The 22971-nt window shown below is 73.4% G+C and carries 23 protein-coding genes; 19 read left to right on the top strand and 4 right to left on the bottom strand.

Features of this window, described 5'->3' with window-relative positions:
• Window positions 1-48 precede the first annotated feature (48 nt).
• The 3 genes from OOK41_RS20970 to OOK41_RS20960 all read left to right on the top strand — a co-directional run bounded on the left by OOK41_RS20970 (window position 49) and on the right by OOK41_RS20960 (window position 2996).
• Window positions 49-1206 carry a M50 family metallopeptidase gene (locus OOK41_RS20970; protein WP_266266410.1) on the top strand — a complete coding sequence of 386 codons (1158 nt, stop codon included), beginning with the start codon at window positions 49-51 and terminating at the stop codon, window positions 1204-1206.
• 71 nt (window positions 1207-1277) lie between these two features.
• A complete protein-coding gene (locus OOK41_RS20965; RefSeq protein ID WP_117667772.1) occupies window positions 1278-2273 on the top strand; it encodes a tRNA (adenine-N1)-methyltransferase in 996 nt (331 codons plus the stop codon).
• A 150-nt stretch (window positions 2274-2423) separates the two neighbouring features.
• Window positions 2424-2996, top strand: coding sequence for a hypothetical protein (locus OOK41_RS20960; RefSeq protein ID WP_117667774.1), 573 nt, complete (start codon window positions 2424-2426; stop codon window positions 2994-2996).
• 38 nt (window positions 2997-3034) lie between these two features.
• Here OOK41_RS20960 and OOK41_RS20955 read toward each other — a convergent pair whose 3' ends face one another.
• Window positions 3035-3331 carry a ferredoxin gene (locus tag OOK41_RS20955; RefSeq protein WP_117667519.1) on the bottom strand — a complete coding sequence of 99 codons (297 nt, stop codon included), beginning with the start codon at window positions 3329-3331 and terminating at the stop codon, window positions 3035-3037.
• Window positions 3332-3509: 178 nt separating this feature from the next.
• Between OOK41_RS20955 and arc the strand changes: the two genes are divergently transcribed.
• The 8 genes from arc to OOK41_RS20915 all read left to right on the top strand — a co-directional run bounded on the left by arc (window position 3510) and on the right by OOK41_RS20915 (window position 11216).
• Window positions 3510-5291, top strand: coding sequence for a proteasome ATPase (arc, locus tag OOK41_RS20950; RefSeq protein ID WP_117667516.1), 1782 nt, complete (start codon window positions 3510-3512; stop codon window positions 5289-5291).
• A gap of 179 nt (window positions 5292-5470) precedes the next feature.
• Complete coding sequence (gene dop / locus OOK41_RS20945) at window positions 5471-6988, top strand: depupylase/deamidase Dop (protein WP_353962208.1); 1518 nt, start codon at window positions 5471-5473, stop codon at window positions 6986-6988.
• Window positions 6989-7096: 108 nt separating this feature from the next.
• A complete protein-coding gene (locus tag OOK41_RS20940) occupies window positions 7097-7312 on the top strand; it encodes a ubiquitin-like protein Pup (protein WP_117667512.1) in 216 nt (71 codons plus the stop codon).
• A 155-nt stretch (window positions 7313-7467) separates the two neighbouring features.
• Window positions 7468-7713: an endonuclease domain-containing protein gene (locus tag OOK41_RS20935; protein ID WP_266266409.1), complete on the top strand. Its 246-nt coding sequence runs from the start codon at window positions 7468-7470 to the stop codon at window positions 7711-7713.
• A complete protein-coding gene (gene prcB, locus OOK41_RS20930; protein WP_207892668.1) occupies window positions 7632-8471 on the top strand; it encodes a proteasome subunit beta in 840 nt (279 codons plus the stop codon). Before OOK41_RS20935 ends, prcB begins: the two co-directional genes overlap by 82 nt.
• 56 nt (window positions 8472-8527) lie before the next feature.
• On the top strand, window positions 8528-9370 hold the full coding sequence (prcA, locus tag OOK41_RS20925; protein ID WP_117667508.1) for a proteasome subunit alpha: 843 nt from the start codon (window positions 8528-8530) through the stop codon (window positions 9368-9370).
• A 227-nt stretch (window positions 9371-9597) separates the two neighbouring features.
• Entirely contained in the window at window positions 9598-10956 is a 1359-nt protein-coding gene (gene pafA / locus OOK41_RS20920) for a Pup--protein ligase (RefSeq protein ID WP_117667506.1), read from the top strand.
• Window positions 10957-11024: 68 nt separating this feature from the next.
• Complete coding sequence (locus OOK41_RS20915; RefSeq protein WP_117667504.1) at window positions 11025-11216, top strand: hypothetical protein; 192 nt, start codon at window positions 11025-11027, stop codon at window positions 11214-11216.
• A 52-nt stretch (window positions 11217-11268) separates the two neighbouring features.
• Here OOK41_RS20915 and OOK41_RS20910 read toward each other — a convergent pair whose 3' ends face one another.
• Window positions 11269-12375, bottom strand: coding sequence for a DUF3866 family protein (locus OOK41_RS20910; protein WP_266266408.1), 1107 nt, complete (start codon window positions 12373-12375; stop codon window positions 11269-11271).
• A gap of 45 nt (window positions 12376-12420) precedes the next feature.
• Window positions 12421-13398 carry a cation diffusion facilitator family transporter gene (locus tag OOK41_RS20905; RefSeq protein WP_266266407.1) on the bottom strand — a complete coding sequence of 326 codons (978 nt, stop codon included), beginning with the start codon at window positions 13396-13398 and terminating at the stop codon, window positions 12421-12423.
• 189 nt (window positions 13399-13587) lie between these two features.
• On the opposite strand from OOK41_RS20905, the gene OOK41_RS20900 reads away from it, so the two are divergent.
• The 7 genes from OOK41_RS20900 (at window position 13588) to OOK41_RS20870 (ending at window position 19727) form a co-directional block, all read left to right on the top strand.
• Window positions 13588-14586 (top strand): YafY family protein, encoded by a 999-nt coding sequence (locus OOK41_RS20900; protein WP_117667500.1) that lies wholly within the window; start codon window positions 13588-13590, stop codon window positions 14584-14586.
• Window positions 14583-15632: a YafY family protein gene (locus OOK41_RS20895; RefSeq protein ID WP_117667498.1), complete on the top strand. Its 1050-nt coding sequence runs from the start codon at window positions 14583-14585 to the stop codon at window positions 15630-15632. Before OOK41_RS20900 ends, OOK41_RS20895 begins: the two co-directional genes overlap by 4 nt.
• A 10-nt stretch (window positions 15633-15642) precedes the next feature.
• Window positions 15643-15891 (top strand): hypothetical protein, encoded by a 249-nt coding sequence (locus OOK41_RS20890; protein WP_266266406.1) that lies wholly within the window; start codon window positions 15643-15645, stop codon window positions 15889-15891.
• Window positions 15892-16110: 219 nt separating this feature from the next.
• Window positions 16111-16443, top strand: a complete 333-nt coding sequence (gene tatA / locus OOK41_RS20885; RefSeq protein ID WP_117667494.1) for a Sec-independent protein translocase subunit TatA — start codon at window positions 16111-16113, stop codon at window positions 16441-16443.
• A gap of 16 nt (window positions 16444-16459) precedes the next feature.
• On the top strand, window positions 16460-17413 hold the full coding sequence (gene tatC / locus OOK41_RS20880) for a twin-arginine translocase subunit TatC (RefSeq protein ID WP_117667492.1): 954 nt from the start codon (window positions 16460-16462) through the stop codon (window positions 17411-17413).
• Window positions 17414-17655: 242 nt separating this feature from the next.
• Window positions 17656-18555 (top strand): DMT family transporter, encoded by a 900-nt coding sequence (locus OOK41_RS20875; RefSeq protein ID WP_117667490.1) that lies wholly within the window; start codon window positions 17656-17658, stop codon window positions 18553-18555.
• A 182-nt stretch (window positions 18556-18737) separates the two neighbouring features.
• Complete coding sequence (locus tag OOK41_RS20870) at window positions 18738-19727, top strand: malate dehydrogenase (RefSeq protein WP_266266405.1); 990 nt, start codon at window positions 18738-18740, stop codon at window positions 19725-19727.
• Between the two features lie 97 nt (window positions 19728-19824).
• Here OOK41_RS20870 and OOK41_RS20865 read toward each other — a convergent pair whose 3' ends face one another.
• On the bottom strand, window positions 19825-21174 hold the full coding sequence (locus OOK41_RS20865; protein ID WP_266266404.1) for a GH1 family beta-glucosidase: 1350 nt from the start codon (window positions 21172-21174) through the stop codon (window positions 19825-19827).
• A gap of 235 nt (window positions 21175-21409) precedes the next feature.
• Between OOK41_RS20865 and OOK41_RS20860 the strand changes: the two genes are divergently transcribed.
• Window positions 21410-22666 (top strand): ROK family transcriptional regulator, encoded by a 1257-nt coding sequence (locus OOK41_RS20860; RefSeq protein ID WP_266266403.1) that lies wholly within the window; start codon window positions 21410-21412, stop codon window positions 22664-22666.
• Window positions 22667-22971: the final 305 nt, after the last annotated feature.

Here is a 22971-nt window from a genome sequence, read left to right as displayed (position 1 = left end):
GCCGCTCCGAGCGGTGGGTGCCGGCGGCGGGTACGTAGCATCGGGGCGATGGAGCAGCAGACGACCCGGCCGCCACGGCGGCCCCAGCGGTCCGCCGGAATCACCGTCGGCCGGGTGTTCGGGGTCCCCCTGCACCTCAACGGGTCGATGGTGCTGCTGACCCTGCTGGTCACCGTCCTGTACGCCGAGTTCGCCCGCCGCCAGCTCGACCTGTCCCAGCTCGGCGGTTACCTGATCGGCTTCGGGTTCGTGGTGTCGCTGCTCGGCTCGGTGCTGCTGCACGAGCTGGGCCACGCCCTGACCGCCCGCCGCTTCGGCATCGGTGTGCGGGGGATCACCCTGGAGCTGCTCGGCGGGTACACCGAGATGGACCGCGACGCCCCCAGCCCCCGGATCGACCTGCTGGTGTCGCTGGCCGGACCGGCGGTCTCCGCGGCGCTCGGCGCCGCCGCCGTGGTCGCCACCCTGGCCCTGCCCGACCGCACCCTGGTCAACCAGCTCGCCTTCCAGCTCGCGGTGAGCAACGTCATCGTCGCGGTGTTCAACCTGCTGCCCGGGCTGCCGCTGGACGGCGGCCGGGCGCTGCGTGCCGCCGTGTGGGCGCTGACCCGGGACCGGCACACCGGCACCGAGGTCGCCGGCTGGGTCGGCCGGGCCGTCGCCGTCGGCACCGCCGCGCTGGTCGTCGTGCTGACGGTCAACCGGCTGCTGGTGCCGCTGGCGCTGCCGCTGATGCTGCTGGTCGCGTTCACCCTGTGGCGCGGTGCCGGGCAGTCCGTGCGCCTGGCCCAGATCAGCCGCCGGTTCCCGCTGATCGACCTGCGCCGGCTGGCCCGCCCGGTCTTCCCGGTGCCCACCGGCACCCCGCTGGCCGAGGCGCAGCGCCGCCGCGCAGAGGGCCCCCGGCCCGACGCGGCCCTCGTCGTCACCGACGGCTCCGGCCGGCCGGTGGCCCTGCTCGACCCGGTCGCCGCCGCCGCGGTGCCGCCGCAACGGCGGGCGTGGATCGCCGTCGACGCGGTGTCCCGCTCCCTGGCCGCCCTGCCCGGCCTGCCGGTCGGCCTGGACGGCGAAGCGGTGATGGAGGCCGTGCAGACCCACCCGGGCGCGCAGTACGTCGTGACGGCAGGCGAAGATGTCGTCGGCGTTCTGCACATCGCGGATCTGGCGCAGCTCCTGGAACCCAAACGGAAGATGAACACGTGACCGCACATCCCTCCGCCCTGCCGGCCGACCCTGGCACACCGGTGCCTGCCGACACCCCGGCGCCGCCGCCCGTGCCGCCGCCTCCGGGTCCCGGCGCGGCGTCAGACGCGCCGGGCCGGAGCCATCGCAGGGGGCCGTTCCGCACCGGCGACCGGGTGCAGCTGACCGACCCGAAGGGTCGGATGCACACGGTCACCCTGGAGCCCGGCAAGGCGTTCCACACCCACCGGGGCATCCTGGAGCACGACGCGCTGATCGGGCTGCCCGACGGCAGCGTCGTGACCACCTCCGGCGGCGGGACCGCGTTCCTCGCGCTGCGTCCGCTGCTGTCGGACTACGTGCTGTCCATGCCCCGTGGCGCCCAGGTGATCTACCCGAAGGACTCGGCGCAGATCGTCGCCATGGGCGACATCTTCCCCGGCGCGAAGGTGCTGGAGGCCGGCGCCGGCTCCGGGGCGCTGAGCTGCTCGCTGCTGCGGGCCGTCGGCGCCACCGGCGAGCTGCACTCCTACGAGGTGCGCGACGACTTCGCCCAGATCGCCCGGCGCAACGTCGAGGCGTTCTTCGACGGCCCGCACCCGGCCTGGAACCTGCACGTCGGTGACGTGGCCGGGTGCGCCGAGACGGGCTTCGACCGGATCATCCTGGACATGCTGACGCCGTGGGAGACCCTCGACATGGTCGAACGGGCACTGCTGCCCGGCGGGGTGTTCATCGGGTACGTGGCCACCACCCCGCAACTGTCCGAGCTGGTGGAGGCGCTGCGTGAGCGCGGCGGTTGGACCGAGCCGCGCGCCTGGGAGTCGCTGGTGCGGGACTGGCACGCCGAGGGCCTGGCCGTGCGCCCCGACCACCGGATGATCGCGCACACCGCGTTCCTGGTCTCCGCCCGCAGGCTCGCCCCGGGGGTGACCGCGCCGCCGCGGCGGCGCAAACCCAGCAAGGGCGCCGAGGCGTACGCCGAGCGGCGGCAGGCGCTGCGGGAGGCCGAAGCGGCCCGGCAGGCCGTCGCGGCCACGGCCGCCGGGGCGCTGCCCGAGGCCACGGAGGAGCGGGACACGCCGTGACCAGCCAGCGGGACGGTCGGGCGTGAGCGGTCGGGCGACCGGGTCGGGCGGGACGCGGCCCGGCGGGCCGGCGGGAGGTGGCGTGGGCGAGCGGACGGCCCGGACCGGCGCAGCCCGGACCGGTGACGGCGGCGGGTGGGGGGCGGCATCGTGAGTCAGCCCGGCTTCGGCGGTCAGGACGTTCCGGCGGTCTTCCCCGACTGGTCGCCCTACACCGACCTGGAATCGGCGGCCCGGGCCTACCTGCGGGACCCGGACGTCGCCCTGGAGGCCCTCGGCGGGGTGCTGCGCGGCGCGTCCGTGCTCGGCTTCACCCTGGAACGCTTCGTCAACGAGGTCAACGGGGTGTGGCAGGAGGTGGTGGTCTGCGACGGCAGCCGCCTCGTGCTGTGGCACGGCGAGGACGTGCCGCCGGGGGAGGGGCCGCCCGGGTCGATGACCTCGTCGCTGCGGGTGGTGCCGGTGTCCAGCGTCACCGAGGTGGGCTGCCGGCGGCGGCTCACCCGGGGCGACGACGGCGGGATCCGGGTCGACAGCATCGACGTGTACCTGCTGCTCACCTCGCTGGACGAGGCGCCGCCGGGCGACGAGGCCGGCGGGGCGCCCCGGCACGACGCGCTGCGCTTCGGCAAGACCCTCGACGACGGCGGGGCGGGGCAGATCGGCCGGTTGGAGGAGTTCGCCCGGTTGGTCGCCTCGGTGGTCGGCCGTCCGGTGCTGTGAGACACCCCGGCCGCCCCGTCAGGGGCGGCCGGGGTCGGTCAGTCGTCCTCGGCCTCCGGGCCGGCGACCTCGACGCCGTCGCTGCCGCGCACCACGTGGATGCACTCGCCCGGGCACTCCTTGGCCGAGTCAATCACCTCCAGGCGCAGGTGGGCGGGCACGTCCACCCGGCTGCCCGGGGCGAGCCGGAGCTCGCCGTCGGGGCCCTTGACGTACGCCAGGCCGTCGACGTCGAACTCGAAGACCTCCGGCGCGTACTGCACGCACAGGCCGTCGCCCGTGCAGAGGTCCTGATCCACCCAGACCTGCAACGTGTCGGTCGCGACCTCGGCCATCGGCGCACCCCCCATGTTCTCCCGTCCCACGCCACGACGGTACCCGAACGCCCGGACCCGCCCCTGCGGCCACCCTTGGCGATCAAGGTTCGGTGACGAGGGCGTTGCGTGGGACCGAATCGGCCTCATAGCGGCTAGTGTTAGGGCAGAACGTTCAAGCCCCCCGGGGAGGTGGGACGTGGCACGCAGCGACGACGCGGACTCGCGCGCCGCACGGTGGGAGAAGGAGGCCCACGATCTCTCCACGCAGGTCGCGTTCCTTCAAGAGGAACTCGCTCTGGTGCGGCGCAAGTTGACCGAAAGCCCCCGACACGTCCGGCAGCTCGAAGAGCGGCTGGCGGCCACCCAGGCACAGTTGGCGCGGCTGACCGAGAACAACGAACGGCTCGTCGGCACTCTCAAGGAGGCCCGGGCGCAGATCGTGACGCTCAAGGAGGAGATCGACCGCCTCGCGCAACCGCCGAGTGGCTACGGTGTCTTCCTGGCGGCGCACGAGGACGGCACGGTGGACGTGTTCACCGGGGGGCGCAAGCTCCGGGTCGCCGTCTCACCCTCGCTGGACGTCGCGGAACTGCGGCGCGGCCAGGAGGTCCTGCTCAACGACGCGCTCAACATCGTCGACGCGTTCGGCTTCGAGCGGGTCGGCGAGGTGGTGATGCTCAAGGAGATCCTCGCGGGCCCCGACGGCGCACCGGGCGACCGGGCGCTGGTCGTGTCCCACTCCGACGAGGAGCGGATCGTGCACCTCGCCGAGACCCTGATCGGTTCGCCGATCCGGGCCGGTGACTCGCTCATGATCGAGCCCCGCTCGGCGTACGCGTACGAGCGGATCCCGAAGAGCGAGGTCGAGGAGCTGGTCCTGGAGGAGGTGCCCGACGTCGACTACACCGACATCGGCGGCCTCCAGTCGCAGATCGAGCAGATCCGCGACGCGGTGGAGCTGCCCTTCCTGCACGCCGACCTGTTCCGCGAGCACCAGCTCCGCCCGCCCAAGGGAATCCTGCTCTACGGGCCGCCCGGCTGCGGCAAGACGCTCATCGCCAAGGCGGTGGCGAACTCCCTGGCCAAGAAGATCGCCGAGCGGCTGGGCAAGGAGAGGCACACCAGCTTCTTCCTCAACATCAAGGGCCCGGAGCTGCTCAACAAGTACGTCGGCGAGACCGAGCGGCACATCCGGCTGATCTTCCAGCGGGCCCGGGAGAAGGCGGGCGAGGGCACCCCGGTCATCGTGTTCTTCGACGAGATGGACTCGATCTTCCGGACCCGTGGCTCCGGCGTCTCCTCGGACGTGGAGAACACCATCGTCCCCCAGCTGCTCAGCGAGATCGACGGCGTGGAGGGCCTGGAGAACGTCATCGTCATCGGCGCCTCCAACCGGGAGGACATGATCGACCCGGCCATCCTGCGACCCGGCCGGCTCGACGTGAAGATCAAGATCGAGCGGCCGGACGCCGAGGCCGCCAAGGACATCTTCTCGAAGTACATCCTCACGGGCCTGCCGCTGCACGGCGACGACCTGACCGAGCACGGCGGCGATCCCCAGGCCACCGTCGCGGCGATGATCGACGCGGTCGTGCTGCGGATGTACTCCGAGACCGAGGAGAACCGCTTCCTCGAGGTGACCTACGCCAACGGTGACAAGGAAGTCCTCTACTTCAAGGACTTCAACTCCGGCGCGATGATCCAGAACATCGTCGACCGGGGCAAGAAGATGGCCATCAAGGAGTTCCTCACCTCCGGTCGCAAGGGCCTGCGCCTGCAGCACCTCCTCGACGCCTGCGTCGACGAGTTCCGGGAGAACGAGGACCTGCCCAACACGACCAACCCGGACGACTGGGCCCGGATCTCCGGCAAGAAGGGCGAGCGGATCGTCTACATCCGTACGCTCGTCTCCGGCGGCAAGGGCACGGAGGCCGGCCGGTCGATCGAGACCGCCAGCAACACCGGTCAGTACCTGTAGACCGACAGCGCGCTGCGGGGCCCGCGACAGCACTGTCGCGGGCCCCGTCGCGTCCCGGCACCCGGGACCGTCCTCGGGCGACACCCGGCGCAGCCCGCCCGCCGCGCCCCCGCACGGCGCGGCGCGGACTACGCTCGACGTGACGGGGGACCGGGTCGGCGAGTGGAGCGGGTAGGTCGATGAGCGTAAGACGGATCATGGGCACCGAGGTCGAGTACGGCATCTCCGTGCCCGGCCAGGCGGGCGCCAACCCGATGGTCACCTCGTCCCAGGTGGTCAACGCCTACGGGGCGCGCCCCGAACTCAACCGGGGCGGCCGGGCCCGCTGGGACTACGAGGAGGAGTCGCCGCTGCGCGACGCCCGGGGCTTCACCTACTCCGGCGCCGCGTACGACCCCGCCGAGGCCCTCGCCGACGAGGATCTGGGACTGGCCAACGTCATACTCACCAACGGCGCCCGGCTCTACGTCGACCACGCCCACCCGGAGTACTCCACCCCGGAGGTGACCAACCCCCTGGACGTGGTGCGGTGGGACAAGGCCGGCGAACGGGTGATGGCCGAGGCGTCCCGCCGGGCGGCCACCATCCCGGGCACCCAGCCCATCCACCTGTACAAGAACAACACCGACAACAAGGGCGCCAGCTACGGCGCCCACGAGAACTACCTGATGCGCCGGCAGACGCCGTTCGCCGACATCGTGACGTACCTGACGCCGTTCTTCGTGACCCGGCAGATCGTCTGCGGCGCGGGCCGGGTCGGCGTCGGCCAGGACGGCGGCCAGAGCGGCTTCCAGATCTCCCAGCGTGCCGACTTCTTCGAGGTCGAGGTCGGGCTGGAGACCACCCTGAAGCGGCCGATCATCAACACCCGGGACGAGCCGCACGCCGACGCCGACAAGTACCGGCGGCTGCACGTCATCATCGGCGACGCGAACCTGTCGGAGATCTCCACGTACCTGAAGGTCGGCACCACGGCGCTGATCCTCACCATGATCGAGGAGAAGGCGCTCGGCTCCGACCTGGGCATCGCCGATCCGGTCTCGGAGCTGCGCGCGGTCAGCCACGACCCGTCGCTGAAGCACCGGATGCGGCTGCGTGACGGGCGTCGGCTGACCGCCCTGGACTTGCAGTGGGCGTACTTCGAGCGGGTGCGGTCCTTCGTGGACGACCGGTACGGCACGGACGCCGACGCGCAGACCAACGACGTGCTGGACCGCTGGGAGAGCGTGCTGGACCGGCTCGGCCGTGACGCGTTCCTGTGCGCCGACGAGCTGGACTGGGTGGCGAAGCTGCGGCTGCTGGAGGGCTATCGGGAGCGGGAGAAGCTCGGCTGGGGCTCGCACAAGCTCCAGTTGGTCGACCTGCAGTACTCCGACGTTCGGCCGGAGAAGGGGCTCTACCACCGGCTGGTGCAGCGCGGCTCGATGAAGACGCTGCTGACCGACGAGCAGACCCGCACCGCGATGACCGAGCCGCCGGAGGACACCCGGGCCTACTTCCGGGGCCGCTGCCTGGCCCAGTACGCCTCGGAGGTGGTGGCCGCGAGCTGGGACTCGGTCATCTTCGACGTGGGCCGGGAGTCGCTGGTGCGGGTGCCGATGATGGAGCCGGAGCGGGGCACCCGCAAGCACGTGGGGGCGCTGTTCGACCGGTGCGTCAGCGCCAAGGACCTGCTGGAGACGCTGACCGGCGGCTGACCCGCCGGGGACGAAAGCCCGTCGCGCTCCGGAGAAGCCGGCGCGCGACGGGCTTTTCGTCATCTCCGCGAGGTAAGTTCATCGGAGACGATCGTGGAGGAGGCGGCAATGGCCACTCATGACAGCGGCGGGCAGTCGCAGTCGGGCAAGGCCCGGCAGGGCGAGGAGATCGAGGACGTCACCACCGAGGCCAACCCGGAGGTCGCCGAGCGGCACGCCGAGATCACCGAGGACGTCGACGACCTGCTCGACGAGATCGACTCCGTCCTGGAGGAGAACGCCGAGGAGTTCGTGAGGGGTTACGTCCAGAAGGGCGGAGAATAGGCGTAATGTCCGCTCTGCCTGAGGGTGGCTCACCTCGCGCGACGGTCGTGGGCGCCGACAGTTGACCGCGCGCCGGGCGTCCCGGCCGCGGTCGGCAGCGCCGCGCGCGGGTACCCACGCGAGCGGTCGATGACCGGCGGCGGCCGTGCCCCTGCGTGGCGATCCCGATACGGAACATCTGGACCACGATCATCGCGCGGGATCATCGCGCGGGATCATCGCGCGGGATACTCTGCTTCAACTGCAACGGTGGTCTTGGCCAGTTCCGTGACAGTCCCACGAGGCTGGCCAGGGCGATCACGTACCTGAGAGGAACCACGTGGCAGCGGGCTTTGATCCATCCGGGCGTCTACCAGATGTGTTCACCAACGCGGGGACGTCCTCCTTCACCACATTCCTGAGCAGGGTCGCTCCCGAGATGCTGCCCGGCCGCCGGCCGCTGCCCCCGGGCATGGCCGCCGACCTGGCGCCGCACGCGACCACCATCGTGGCCATCTCGGCCGCCGGTGGCGTGGTGCTGGCCGGCGACCGACGGGCCACCATGGGCAACCTGATCGCCCAGCGCGACATCGAGAAGGTGCACCCGGCCGACGCCTACTCGCTGGTCGGCATCGCGGGCACCGCGGGCATCGGCATCGAGCTGATGCGACTGTTTCAGGTGGAGCTGGAGCACTACGAGAAGATCGAGGGCGCGATGCTCTCGCTCGACGGCAAGGCCAACCGGCTCGCCTCGATGATCCGCGGCAACCTGGGCGCGGCCATGCAGGGCCTCGCGGTCATCCCGCTGTTCGCCGGCTTCGACCTGGCCGCCAGCGACCCGGCGCGGGCCGGCCGGATCTTCAGCTTCGACGTCACCGGCGGCCCCTACGAGGAGACCGGCTACGACGCGATCGGCTCCGGCTCGATCTTCGCCCGGTCCGCGCTGAAGAAGCGCTTCCGCGCCGGCCTGTCGATCGACGACGCGGTGCGGCTCGCGGTCGAGGCGCTCTACGACGCGGCCGACGACGACACGGCGACCGGCGGGCCGGACCTGACCCGTCGGATCTACCCGGTGGTGATGACCGCGACGGCGGAGGGCACCCACCGGCTCACCGACGCCGAGACGGCCGCCGTCGCCGAGGCCGTGGTCGCCGGCCGGATGGAGAACCCGGGCGGCTGAGCCAGCCCGCCTAGTCAGCAGTCGTCAGCACAGCGCCCAGAAGGAGAACCGCCGCCGTGGCCATGCAGTTCTACGCCTCGCCCGAGCAGATCATGCGCGACCGCTCCGAGCTGGCCCGAAAGGGCATCGCCCGGGGCCGCAGCGCGGTCGTGCTGAGCTACGAGGGCGGGGTGCTCTTCGTCGCGGAGAACCTCTCCAGCACCCTGCACAAGGTCAGCGAGATCTACGACCGGATCGGCTTCGCCGCCGTCGGCCGGTACAACGAGTTCGAGAACCTGCGCCGCGCCGGGGTCCGGATGGCCGACCTCAACGGCCTGAGCTACGACCGGCGGGACGTCACCGGCCTGGCGCTGGCCAACGCGTACGCGCAGACGCTCGGCGCCATCTTCACCGAGCAGTCCAAGCCGTTCGAGGTGGAGATCTGCGTGGCCGAGGTGGGCGCGACGCCGCAGGACGACGCGCTCTACCGGCTGACCTACGACGGTTCGGTCAACGACGAGCCGGGCCGGATGGCGATGGGCGGGCAGTCCGACGCGATCTCCGGCTCGCTCAAGTCGCAGCACCGTCCGGACATGTCGCTCGGCGAGGCGGTCCGGCTGGCCCTGTCGGCGCTGAGCAGCGTCGGCGGCGAGGGCGGCGCGGCCCGCACGATCGCGGCCAACCAGCTCGAGGTGGCGGTCCTGGACCGGCGCCGGGTGGGCCGGACGTTCCGGCGGATCACCGGGGCGGCCCTGACCGCCCTGCTGGACGCCGACGCGGACGCCGCGAACGGCTCGGCGCCGACCGAGGAGCGCCCGGAGCCCCCGACCACGCCAACCGAGGAGGCGAAGAAGCCGACCACCTCGGCCGGCTCCGCGGACCTGGAGGGGCAGCGGGCGGACGACACGCCCGAGGCATAACGCGGCCGTCCCGGCCGACGTGACCGTCGCGCGACCGGCCGCCCCCACGAGGGGGCGGCCGGTCGCGTGTGTCCGGACGCCACCCAGCGGCCCGGACCCGTCGGCGAAGACCCGGCCCGCCCACCGGGCCCGGTGGGCGGGCCGCCCGGCGGGAGCGCGCCGGCCGGTCGTGGCATCGGGGCGGTCAGCCCTGCCCATTCGGGGCCGGAGGGGGCTAATGTCACATCATGGAGCGGCGAATCTTCGGCCTCGAGACCGAGTACGGCGTCACCTGTACCTACCGTGGGCAGCGGCGGCTGTCCCCTGACGAGGTCGCGCGATACCTGTTCCGTCGGGTGGTGTCGTGGGGCAGATCGAGCAACGTGTTCCTGCGCAACGGCGCCCGGCTCTACCTGGACGTCGGTTCCCACCCCGAGTACGCGACCCCGGAGTGCGACTCGGTGGTGGACCTGGTGGCCCACGACCGGGCGGGGGAGCGGATCCTGGAGGGGCTGCTCATCGACGCGGAGAAGCGGCTGCACGACGAGGGAATCGCCGGCGAGATCTACCTGTTCAAGAACAACACCGACTCGGCCGGGAACTCCTACGGCTGCCACGAGAACTACCTGGTCTCCCGGCACGGCGAGTTCGGCCGGCTGGCGGATGTGCTGATCCCGTTCCTGGTCACCCGGCAGTTGATCTGCGGCGCGGGCAAGGTGCTGCAGACGCCCCGCGGCGCGGTGTACTGCCTGTCCCAGCGCGCCGAGCACATCTGGGAGGGCGTGTCGTCGGCGACCACCCGGAGCCGGCCGATCATCAACACCCGCGACGAGCCGCACGCGGACGCGGAACGGTACCGGCGGCTGCACGTCATCGTCGGCGACTCGAACATGAACGAGGTCACCACGCTGCTGAAGGTCGGTTCCGCGGACATCGTGCTGCGGATGATCGAGGCGGGGGTGGTGATGCGGGACCTGACGCTGGAGAACCCGATCCGGGCGATCCGCGAGGTGTCGCACGACATCACCGGCCGGCGCAAGGTGCGGCTGGCCTCCGGCAAGGAGGTCAGCGCCCTGGAGATCCAGCAGGAGTACCTGGCGAAGGCGACCGAGTTCGTGGAGCGGCGCGGCGGGGACCAGACGGCCAAGCGGGTGGTGGAGCTGTGGGGCCGGGTGCTGCGGGCGGTGGAGACCGGTGACCTGGAGCCGGTGTCCCGGGAGATCGACTGGGTGTCGAAGCTGCGGCTGATCGAGCGGTACCAGCGCAAGCACGACCTGCCGCTGTCGCACCCCCGGGTGGCGCAGATGGACCTGGCGTACCACGACCTGCGGCGCGGGCGGGGCCTGTACGGGCTGCTGGAGCGGCGCGGGGAGGTGGACCGGGTGGCCACGGATCCGGAGATCTTCGAGGCCAAGGAGACGCCCCCGCAGACCACCCGGGCCCGGTTGCGGGGCGAGTTCATCCGGCACGCGCAGGAGAAGCGGCGGGACTTCACCGTCGACTGGGTGCACCTGAAGCTCAACGACCAGGCGCAGCGCACCGTGCTGTGCAAGGACCCGTTCCGGGCGTACGACGAGCGGGTGGAACGCCTGATCGCCAGCATGTGACCGGCCGGGTCCCCGTCCGCGGCGCTGGTCGCGGCGGGCGGGGACCCGCCGGGTAGGCTGGCCCTGCCATGACGACGTCTGAACCTCCCGAGCGCGACCGCGGCGCCGAGAAGCTGAACTGGGTCGAGCGCCGGCGCGAGAAGATCCGGGCCGAGGTCGAGCGCAACCGCCGCGGCGAGTACACGGTGCCGACCTGGGTGCTGGCGGTCGCGCTGGTGGTGATCGTCGGCGGCTGGCTGGCGTTGATCTTCCTGGCCTGACGGGCCGCCGCCCTATCGCCTACCGCACCGCCCTACCGCCTACCGCACCGCCCTACCGCCTACCGCACCGCCCTACCGCCGCGAGCGTGGCGGCGTGCCGGCCGGCGGCGGCGGCGGCCAGGAAGTAGGCGTGGTCGGCGTCCAGGCCGCGCCCCATGGTGGACAGCGGCACGGCGCTGGCGCGCAGCGCGGCGTCGAGCCCGTCGGTGGGCACCCGGACGATCCGGTGCCGCCGGGCGAGCGGGGCCAGCGCGGCGTCCACGTCCCGGGCCAGGCCCGGGCCGAGGCCGTCGGGCACCACCAGGTCCGCCGGGGCGAGCGCCACCCGGCCGTACGCGGTGAGGCTGTGGTGGGACACCCCGCGGTGCCGGGGCCGGGGATCGGCGTCGGAGATCCGCAGCGAGCCGACCGGTCGCCCGCCGAGGGCGGCGATCGCGTTGACCGCCTCGCCGACGGCCACCCCCGAGTACCCCCACCGGGTGCCGGTGCCGAGGTTGCCGGGGCCCTGGGCGAGGACCACCACGTCGGCGGCGAGCACGTGCCGGGCGGCGAGCAGACCGCTGTGCACGGTGCTGGCCTCCAGGTCGCCGCCGAACGCCTGCCCCACGCTGACCGTGCCGACGAGCTGGTCGCGCAGCCCGTCGAGGGTGCGGGAGAACCACGCCGGCAGCGCCCCACCGTCGGTGAGCACATACGCCACCCGGGCGTCGGGGGCGTCGGCGTGGACCCCGGCGAGGATCGCCGGGAGGGCCGAGTGCAGGTCGGCGGTGACCACCGGCAGCCCGGCGACGTCCTCGGCGGCCTCCAGCGCCGCCCGGTGCGGGCTGGCCTCCTCGTCGACGCCGAGCAGGATCGGTTGCAGTGGGGTGTAGCGCGCCTTGACCAGGTGCCCGGCATCGCGGGTGTCGCCCGCCTCTGGCGGGTCCGCCGGCAGCCGGTCGGGCAGCGCCACGACCAGCGCGTACCCGCCGGTGCCGAGGCCCATCAGCAGCGCGCCGGCGTTGAGCAGCACCCGGTCGCCGGGTACGGGCCGACCGACCAGCTCCGGGTAGGCCAGGGCCCGCATGGTGGCGCCGTCGGTCAGCTCGACGTCCAGTTCCACCGCGCCGGTCCACTCCCGCCGCAGCGCCGTCACGGTCCCCGCCCGCCATCGCACCATGCCCGGCACGCTAGCGACCCCCGGGTGCGCGCCGCCACGGCGGGGTCAGCGGGGCGGGTCCTCCTGGGTGTGCCGGGCGCGGCGGTTGCGGGCCTCGGGGCGGGAGGGGGTGGGGTCGAGGAAGACATAGCCGATCTCCGGGTAGCGGTCGATGAGGCGCCGCTCGGCCTCCTCGGCGGCGGCCTCGATGTCGGCGCCGGTGGCCTCGTCCCGGAAGTCGACCTTGGCGGCGACCAGCATGTCGTCCGGGCCGAGCTGCATGGTGAGCAGGGTGTCGATGCGCTCGACGGAGGGCAGCCCGTTGAGTTCCTGCTCGATCTCCAGGCGCAGCCGCTCGGGGATGGCCCGGCCGACCAGCAGGGAGACGTTGGCCTTGGCGAGGGTGATGGCCACGACCAGCAGGAGCACGCCGATGGCGACGGAGGCGAGGCCGTCGTAGAGCTCGTCGCCGGTCCAGTGCGACAGGGTCAGGCCGGCCGCGGCCAGCAGCAGGCCGACGAGGGCGGCGCTGTCCTCCAGGAAGACGGCCTTGACGGTGGTGTCGGCGGTCAGCCGCAGGAACCGCCGGGGGGTGGTGCGCCAGCGTCGCGACTCGCCGTGGATCTGCCGCGCCGCCCGGGCCAGGGAGACCGACTCGACGGCGAACGAGACCGCCAGCACGACGTACGAGACGAGGAAGTCGCCGGTGTGCTCGTGCACCAGGATGGTGGTGACGCCGTGGGTGATGGCGAAGCCGGCGCCGGCGACGAAGGTGAACAGCGCGGCGAGGAAGGCCCAGACGTAGCTCTCCTTGCCGTACCCGAAGGGGTGCCGGACGTCGGCGGGGCGCGCCCCCCGGCGCAGCGCCAGGTACAGCAGCGCCTCGGTGGTGGTGTCGGCCACCGAGTGGGCGGCCTCGGAGAGCATGGCCGCGGAGCCGGAGATCAGGCCGGCCACCAGCTTCGCCACGGCGATGGCGAGGTTCGCCGCGCCCGCCACCAGCACGGTGCCGACGCTCTCGGCCTTGACGTCAGCTTCCGACATGGGGTCACCATATGACCGTCCGCCGGGGGCCGCCCGGCGAGCGGCGGTGACCCGCGCCGCGGCGGTCGTCCGGGGGCAGTGGGCGTGTCGCGGTGGTCCCCCGGCGACGGAGAGTCACCGTCTGAGGTGTTGGTGCGACGCGCCCGCGTGGGTGCGCGGGCCCGCTGCGCGGGCTGCTAGCGTTCACACGTGTCGCGGACCCGCACCGAACGCCTGGTCAACCTGGTGATCTGCCTGTTGTCGACGCGACGGTTCCTGACCGCCGCGCAGATCGCCGCGACCGTGCCCGGCTACGAGCACGATCCGGACGACGTGAAGGATCACGAAGCGTTCCAGCGCAAGTTCGAGCGGGACAAGGCCGAGCTGCGGGAACTCGGGGTGCCGCTGGAGACCGGCACGGCGAGCGTCTTCGACGCCGAGCCCGGCTACCGGATCGCCCACCGGGAGTACGCGCTGCCGGACATTCCCCTGGAGCCCGACGAGGCCGCCGCGGTGGGCATCGCCGCGCGGCTGTGGCAGCACGCCGGGCTGGCCGCCGCGGCGTCGTCCGGGCTGGCGAAGCTGCGCGCCGCCGGGGTGGACGTGGACCCGCAGGCCACCCTGGGCCTGGAGCCGATGGTCACGGTCGACCCGGGGTTCGCGCCGCTGACCGCCGCCGCCCGGGACCGCCGCGAGGTGAGCTTCGACTACCGGGTGCCCGACCGGGACGCCCCTACCCGCCGCCGGGTGCAGCCGTGGGGGGTGGTCTGCTGGCGCGGCCGGTGGTATGTGGTGGGTCACGACCTGGACCGGGCGGCGACCCGCTGCTTCCGGCTCTCCCGGGTCGTCGGCGCCGTCCGGGTGACCGGCGCGCCGGGCGGCTACCAGCCGCCGACGGGGGTGGACCTGATCAGCCACGTGGCCCGCTGGTCGGGGCCGGTGGAGCGCACCGGACGGGCGACCGTGCTGGTCGCCCCGGGGCGCGCGGCCGGGCTGCGCCGCTGGGCGGTGGAGGCCGCGTCCGGCCCGACCGGCGATCGGCTGGTCCTGCCGTACGCCGACCCGGAGTCCCTGGCCGGCCAGCTGGTGGGATACGGCCCGGACGTGCGGGTGGTGGACCCGCCGGAGGTGCGCGAGGCGGTCATCCAGCGGCTCAAGGAGATCGCCACCCGACACGAGGAGCTGACCGCCACCGGAGGTGCCCGATGACCCGCCCGGCGACCCGTCCCGCCGCCCGCTCGTCCGCTGCGCGCCCGGCCGGCAACCGGGCCTCGGCGGACCGGCTGGCCCGGCTGCTGAACCTGGTGCCGTACCTGCTGGCCCGCCCGGGGATCGAGATCGCCGAGGCGGCCGGGGACCTGGGGGTCACGGAGCGGCAGTTGCGGGAGGACCTGGAGCTGCTGTGGGTGTGCGGGCTGCCCGGGTACGGCCCGGGCGACCTGATCGACATGGCCTTCGACGGCGACCGGGTGACCATCACCTACGACGCCGGGATCGACCGGCCGCTGCGGCTGACCCCGGACGAGGCCCTCGCGCTGGTGGTGGCGCTGCGGATGCTGGCGGAGACCCCGGGGGTGACCAACCGGGAGGCCGTGGAGCGGGCCCTCGCCAAGATCGAGGACGCCGCCGGTGACCTGGTCGCCGCCCCGGTCGAGGTGCGCATCCCCGTCGACAGCCGGCGGGTCGAGGAACTGCGCGCCGCGGTGGAACGGGGCCGGGCGCTGCGGATCACCTACTACGCGGCGGCCCGGGACGAGACCACCGAGCGGGTGATCGACCCGCTGCGCATGCTGATGGTGGGCGGCCGGGCGTACGCGGAGGCGTGGTGCCGCCGCGCGGAGGCGGTGCGGCTGTTCCGGGTCGACCGGATCGACGCGGTGACCGAGCTGGACGAGCCGGCGGCGGCGCCGCCGCAGGCCCGCCCGTACGACCTCTCCGAGGGGGCGTTCCGGCCCTCGCCGGACCTGCCGCTGATCACCCTGCGGATCGGCCGGGGCGAGCGGTGGATCACCGAGTACTACCCGTGCGAGCGGGTCGAGGCCGGCGACGGCGACCAGTGGCTGGTGTCGCTGCGGGTGACCGACCTCGGCTGGGCCCGGCGGTTCGTGCTGGGGTTGGGCCCGGACGTCGCGGTGGTGGCCCCGGGGGAGCTGGCCGAGCAGGTCCGCGCCCAGGCGGTCGCCGCCCTGGAGGCGTACGCCACCCCCGACGCCGCGCCGTCGGCCACCCCGGCGGGGTCCGTGCGGCCCCGGTAGGCTGGCGGCCGTGGTGAAGTGGATCGTGGTGGCGGTGGTGCTGTTCGCGCTCGTGGTGCTGGCGTTGGCCGTGCGGCCGGTGGTGGCGCGGCTGCCCCGGCTGCGGCGGGCCGCGGTGGCGTTGCAGGATCGGCAGGCCGAGGCGGAGGCGCTGCGGGTCAGCGCGGAGGCGCTCCAGGAGCGCGCGGAGGCCCTCCAGGGGCAGGTGACCGTCACCCAGCAGCGGCTTGAGGTGATCAAGGCCAAGCGCGGCCACTGATCGATGATGGTCGGTCCCGTGCGCGGTTGCTGCGCGCTCGGGCCCGAAAGCGCGCAGGTACGGCCCGCCGCCGATGGTTGACGGGACGCGCGGGGTTGGTCAAGACTTCACCGACCGGCCGTAACCACCAGCGGCCCGGCGGGTGGCAAAGGTCCCTCACGCACGTACGATGGGCTCCGGTACACCCCTCAAGACGACACAGAGCGACTGGAGCTTCCCATGGGTGCCCTCAAGCCGTGGCACATCGCCGTTCTCGTGGTCGTGCTGATCCTGCTGTTCGGCGCGAAGCGGCTCCCGGACGCGGCCCGCTCGCTGGGCCGCTCGCTGCGGATCATCAAGGCCGAGACGAAGAGCCTGCACGACGACGACCGCGATCTGGCGGAGAAGGCCGACGCCCAGGCCGGCTACCAGCCGCTGCCGCCGCAGGCCGCCGGGCAGCAGTCCCAGCAGCCGTACGCGCAGCAGCCCTACGTCCAGCAGCAGCCGTACGCCCCGCCGCAGGCTCCGCAGCAGCCGGTCATCGACCCGGTGCAGCGCGTCCGCGACAACTGACCGAAGGGCCCCCACCGTGGCCTTCGCTCTGCTCAAGCGCGGTCCGACCAACTTCGAACGGGCCTCCGACGGCTCGATGACGCTCATGGAGCACATCCGCGAGCTGCGCAACCGGCTGTTCCGGGCGTCCCTGGCGATCCTGGTCGGCTTCGGCTTCGGCATCTGGCTGGCGGAGCCGGTGCGGAAACTGCTGTCGAAGCCGTACTGCGACCTGCCGGCGTCGATCGACCCGGACACGGGCAAGTGCCTCTTCGTGCAGCTCGGCGTCGCCGACGTCTTCCTGCTCAACCTGAAGATCGGTCTCTGGGTCGGGTTGATCATCGCCGCCCCGGTCTGGCTCTACCAGCTGTGGGCGTTCATCGCCCCGGGCCTGCACCGGCACGAGCGGCGCTACGCGTATGTCTTCACGGCGCTGGCGGCGCCCCTGTTCGCCGCCGGCGCGGTGCTGGCCTTCTTCGTCACCACGAAGGGGCTGGAGTTCCTGCTCAACATCTCCGGCGACGACATCGCGACGACCCTTGAGGTCACCCGGTACATCTCGTTCGTCACCAACCTGATCCTGCTCTTCGGGGTGGCGTTCGAGTTCCCGCTCATCGTGCTGATGCTCAACTTCGTCGGGCTGGCCAGCGCGAAGCGGCTGCTCAGCTGGTGGCGGGTCGCGGTCTTCGTGTTCTTCGCCTTCTCCGCCGTGGTCACCCCCACGCCGGACCCGTTCGGCATGACGGCTCTGGCCATCTGCCTGTCCGCGCTGTACTTCGGCGCGGTCGGGGTCGCGTTCCTCAACGACCGGCGGCGCGGGCGGGGCAAGGAGGTCTACGCCGGGATCGACGACGACGAGGTGTCGCCGCTGGAGCTCGACGACGAACCGGTGGCCCCCGGCCAGCGGGTCGAGGCCGCCGACCCGATCGGCGCGCCGGAACCGGTCGCCGCCCCGACGCCGATCGAACGCCGCTACGACGACATGACCTGACGGGCGTACGCCCGCCCGGACCCACGACGACGGGTCGCCCCACCCGGGGCGGCCCGTCGTCGCGTCGGTCGGTCCGGTTAGGGTGCGACGCCATGAGGCCGATGACGATCCTGCCGCCGCCCGTCCGCTAGCGCGCGGCACCACCTGACGCACTCCACACCGGACGGCCCGCCCGCCCGGTCGATGGACGCCGCCCGCGTACCCGCGGACCTTCTCTTCCCGGCTTCCATTACGGAGTTGTCTTGACCACACGTTCCGTCGTGCCGTACCGGCGCGACCTCGTCCTCATCTCGTCCGCCGCCGTCGCCTGGGGCGCGGGCGGCGCTGCGGCGGCGGTGCTGTTCCGGACCACCGGGCTGGGCCCGCTGGCCGTGTCCTTCTGGCGGGTCACCGTCGCCGCGCTCGTGCTCGCGCTGGCCTGCGCCTGCCGCCCGGGCACACCCCGGTCCACCACACCCCGCCGCACGGCGGTGCTGCTCGGGATCGGCCTGGCCGGCTACCAGGGCGCCTACTTCGCCGCCGTGGACCACGCCGGGCTGGCGCTCGGCACTCTGGTCACGCTCGGGGCCGGGCCGGTGTTCGTCACCGTCGGTGCCCGGGTGCTGTTCGGCGAGCGGACCGGCCGGCGCGGCGTGCTCGTGCTCGTCGTCGCCCTCGCGGGGCTGGCCCTGCTTGTCGGTGGACCGGTGTCGGCCGGGCCGGGGCAGGCGTGGGGCATCGGCGCGGCGCTGCTGTCCGCGCTCGGCTACAGCGGGGTCACCCTGTACACCCGGGCCGTCGGCGGTGGGCAGGCCGACGCCGTCTCGTTCGCCGCCGGTCTGCTGGTCCTGCTGCCGCTGGCCCTGGCCGAGGGCGTCTGGCCGCGTACCGGCGCGGCGCTGCCGGTGCTCGGCTGGCTGGTGTTCCTCGGCGTGGTGCCCACCCTGCTGGCGTACCGGTGGTACTTCGCCGGCCTGGCCACCGTCCCGGCCGGGACCGCCGCGGTGGTCGTGCTGCTGGAGCCGCTGACCGCCGCCGTCCTGGCGGTCGCGCTGCTCGGTGAGCGGCTCACGGTGAACCTGGTCGTGGGCTCGGCCGTGCTGCTCACCGCCGTGGCGCTGCTGCCGCGCGAGAGCGGCCCGACGGGGGCGGCCGACCGCTGACCGTCGAGGGCGCCCCGCCGGGCCCCGGTGCGGGCGCCCGCCCGGCGCGTCCTGTTCGGAACCGGTCGGCGGGGGAGGTGACCGGGGCCACCATGCGCTGCTGAGCCTGCGTTCGGGACTCGCGATATGGTGACTGCGCCCCCTGATCGGCACCGACCGTCCCTTCGGCAGGAGAAGCCCTGATGGCAGAAACGCCCCTTACCGTTACCGTCACCGGCGCAGCCGGCCAGATCGGCTACGCGCTGCTGTTCCGGATCGCGTCCGGGCAACTGCTCGGTGGCGGGAGGCGGGTGAAGCTCCGGCTGCTGGAGATCCCGGCCGCGGTGCGCGCGGCCGAGGGCACCGCCCTGGAGCTGGACGACTGCGCGTTCCCGCTGCTGGCCGGTGTGGACGTCTTCGACGACCCGAAGCAGGCGTTCGAGGGCGCCAACGTGGCGCTGCTGGTCGGCGCGCGGCCCCGTACCAAGGGGATGGAGCGCGGGGACCTGCTGGAGGCCAACGGCGGCATCTTCAAGCCCCAGGGCCAGGCGATCAACGCCGGCGCCGCGCCGGACATCAAGGTCCTCGTGGTGGGCAACCCGGCCAACACCAACGCCCTCATCGCCCAGGCGCACGCCCCCGACGTGCCCGCGGACCGCTTCACCGCGATGACCCGGCTGGACCACAACCGGGCGACCGCGCAGCTCGCGCGCAAGCTCCAGGTCACCGTCGGGCAGGTGAAGAAGCTGACGATCTGGGGCAACCACTCGGCCACCCAGTACCCGGACGTCTTCCACGCCGAGGTCGACGGCCGCCCGGCGGCCGAGCTGATCGGCGACCGGTCCTGGCTGGCCGACGAGTTCATCCCCCGGGTCGCCAAGCGCGGGGCCGAGATCATCGAGGTACGGGGGGCGTCGTCGGCCGCGTCGGCCGCGTCCGCCGCGATCGACCACGTGCACGACTGGATCAACGGCACGCCGGAGGGCGACTGGACCTCGGCCGCGATCGTCTCCGACGGCTCCTACGGGGTGCCGGAGGGCCTGATCTCGTCGTTCCCGGTGGTCGCCCGGGACGGCCGGTTCGAGATCGTGCAGGGCCTGGCCGTCGACGAGTTCTCCCGGCAGCGCATCGACGCGTCCGTGGCCGAGCTCCAGGAGGAGCGCGCGGCCGTGCAGGGGCTCGGCCTGCTCTGACCCGGGCGGCACCGACCGTGACGGTGGCCCGCGGAGCGATCTGCTCCGCGGGCCGCTTCCGTCCCGCCCGAAGCCGGACGGATGACCGCGGGCCCGGTCAGGCCAGCACGCTGCGGTGGGCGCGGATCAGCTCGGCGTACCGGCGCCCGCTCGCCTTGACGGTGCGCCGCTGGGTGGCGTAGTCGACGTGGACCAGGCCGAACCGCTTGTCGTAGCCGTACGCCCACTCGAAGTTGTCCAGCAGCGACCAGGCGAAGTAGCCGGCCACGTCCACGCCCCGCCGGGCCGCCGCGGCACACGCCGCGAGGTGCTCCTCCAGGTACCGGGTGCGCTCCGGGTCGTCGACCGTGCCGTCCGGGGCCACCCGGTCCGACCAGGCGGAGCCGTTCTCCGTGACGTGCACCGGGCCGGCCCCGTACTCCTCGGCGACACGCACGAGCAACTGTTCCAGGCCCGCCGCGTGGGTCTCCCAGCCCATCGCCGTCTCGACGGCGCCGGGCACCGGCACCTGGCGGGCGTACGGCGGGGGACCGTCCGGGTCGGCGACGACCCGCTGCCGGAAGTAGTAGTTGAGCCCGAAGAGGTCCAGCGGGGTGGCGATCGCCTCCAGGTCGCCGGGGCGGACCGGCGGTGCGGTGCGGTAGACCTCCAGCATGTCGGCGGGGTATCCGCGGCCGAAGATCGGGTCCAGCCACCACCGGTTGACGTGCCCGTCGGCGCGGGCGGCGGCGGCGACGTCCTCGGGGCGGTCGGTGGCCGGCTCGATCGGGCTGAGGTTGCACACCACGCCGACGGCGGCGGGCGCGGTGGCGTGGGCGCGGATCGCGGCAGTGGCCAGTCCGTGGCCGAGCAGCAGGTGGTGGGCGGCGGGGACGGCCAGCGCCAGGCCGGTGTCCCCGGGCGCCATCCGGCCCTCCAGGTGGCCGATCCAGGCCGAGCAGAGCGGCTCGTTGACCGTCGTCCAGTCGCGGACCCGGTCGCCGAGCGCGCCGGCGACCACGGCCGCGTAGTCGGCCAGGGCGTACGCGGTGTCCCGGGCCGGCCAGCCGCCCCGGTCCTGTAGGGCCTGCGGCAGGTCCCAGTGGTAGAGCGTGACGAACGGCCGGATGCCGGCCTCCAGCAGGGCGTCGACCAGCCGGTCGTAGAAGGCCAGCCCGGCGGGGTTGACCCGGCCGGTGCCCTCGGGCAGCACCCGGGGCCAGGCCACCGAGAACCGGTACGTGTCGACGCCGAGGCCGCGCATGAGGGCGAGGTCCTCGGGCCAGCGCCGGTAGTGGTCGCAGGCGACGTCGCCGGTGTCGCCGTTGGCGATCGCGCCGGGCACCCGGCAGAAGGTGTCCCAGATGGAGGGTGCGCGGCCGTCGGCGTCGACGGCGCCCTCGATCTGGTACGCGGAGGTCGCCACGCCCCAGCGGAAGTGGGCGGGTAGGGCGGTCAGGTCGGCCACGGGCGTACTCCTTGGGTTCCGGTGGGGTGGCGCGGGACGGCAGGAGGTGGGTGGGACAGGGGTCACGGCGGCGCGCGCCGGCCGGGCTGCCGCGCCGGGGCGCCGGCCGGGCAGGGCCGGCGCCCCGGCCGGTCCGCAGCATACTTCAAAGCTTAGTTCATAGCATTAATTGTGGTGTTGATGCATGCTGGTGGGGGTGCCCGGTCGGCGGCGCCCCGGGGGAGGACGCGGACCGATGGACGCCAGACGCACCACCGTGCGGGACATGCGTCGCGCCAACCGCGCGGTGCTGCTCACCCGGATCTGGCTGGACGGGCCGTTGAGCCGGCACGAGCTGGGGCAGGCCACCGCGCTGAGCCTGGCCAGCGTGAGCAACCTGGTCGGCGAGATGATCGACGAGGGGTTGGTCGAGGAGGCCGGCTCGGTCGAGTCCGACGGCGGCCGACCGAGGGTGCTGCTGCGGGTGGCCCCCGGCTACGGCTACCTGGTCGGCGCCGACGTCGGGGAGACCCGGATCCAGGTCGAGCTGTTCGACCTGACGATGACCGCCCTGGCCAAGGCGGAGTACCCGATCGCCGCCGCCGAGCCCGACCCCGGCGCGGTGGTGGCCCACCTGCTGCACGGGCTGACCGCCGTGACCGAGCAGGCCGGCGTCGACCCCGACGTGGTGCTCGGGCTCGGGGTGGCGGTCTCCGGGACGGTGGAGCGCACCGCCGACGCTGTCGTGCACGCCCAGACCCTCGGCTGGGAGGGGGTGCCGCTGGGCGCCATGCTCCGCGCCGGCACCGACATCCCGGTGCACGTCGACAACGGGGCGAAGACGCTCGGCCAGGCCGAGATGTGGTTCGGGGCCGGCCGGGGCGCCCGGCACGCCGTCGTCGCGCTGGTCGGCTCCGGAGTGGGCGCCGCCGTGATCACCGACGGGGTCAGCTACCGGGGCGCGCACAGCAGCGCCGGCGAGTGGGGGCACACCACCATCGCGTACGGCGGTCGCCAGTGCCGCTGCGGCAACCTGGGCTGCCTGGAGGCGTACGTCGGTGCGGAGGGCATCCTCGACCGGTACCGGCTGGCCAACCGGGGCCGGCCGGCGGCCGGCGGCGACGAGGAGAGCGCGCTGGGCGAGCTGCTGCGCTCCTCCACGGGGACGGCCGCCACGGTGCTGGACGACACGGTCGGCTACCTCGGGGCCGGGGTGGCGACCCTGATCAACCTGTTCAACCCCGAGCGGGTGGTGCTCGGCGGGTGGGCCGGGCTGGCCCTCGGCGAGCGGTTCCTGCCCCGGATCCGGGAGGCCACCGCCCGGCACGCACTGCGCCAGCCGTACGCCCAGGCCTCGATCGAGCTGTGCCAGCTCGGGCCCGACGCGGTCGCGATGGGCGCGGCCACGCTGCCGATGGTCCGGCTGCTGCGCGACGGCGGGGTGTCCCGCTCGGCCGGCGCCGCCCGCATCGAGGCGACGCCGCGCCCGGGCCGCCGCCCGCGCACCCGCTGATTCGGCACACCCTTACCCGGTGCCTGGTCAGCCACTGCGGCGATGGCGAAGAACTTGCCCAGCTCGGCCCGAGCCTGCTCGGTGGTCGGTCGCTCGATCACCGGCGTGGTGCTTGCTGCTCACGGCAGCCTCCTCCGCGTCCCACCGCATCGGTATGCGCAGGCCAGGTCCAACGATCGCCGGGCCGAACGCCGGCAGGAGACCGACCGCGAGGCTCTGCTCCCCAAGCGTGTAGGCGCCGAAGGCGGCCCTGAGCAGCGCTTCGGTCCCCGACTCGGCCGCGTCCGGAAGCGCCCGCTAGCATC

It is taken from the genome of Micromonospora sp. NBC_01655 (assembly GCF_026339755.1).
Classification (GTDB): domain Bacteria; phylum Actinomycetota; class Actinomycetes; order Mycobacteriales; family Micromonosporaceae; genus Micromonospora.
This window is presented reverse-complemented; position numbering and strand designations above follow the sequence as displayed.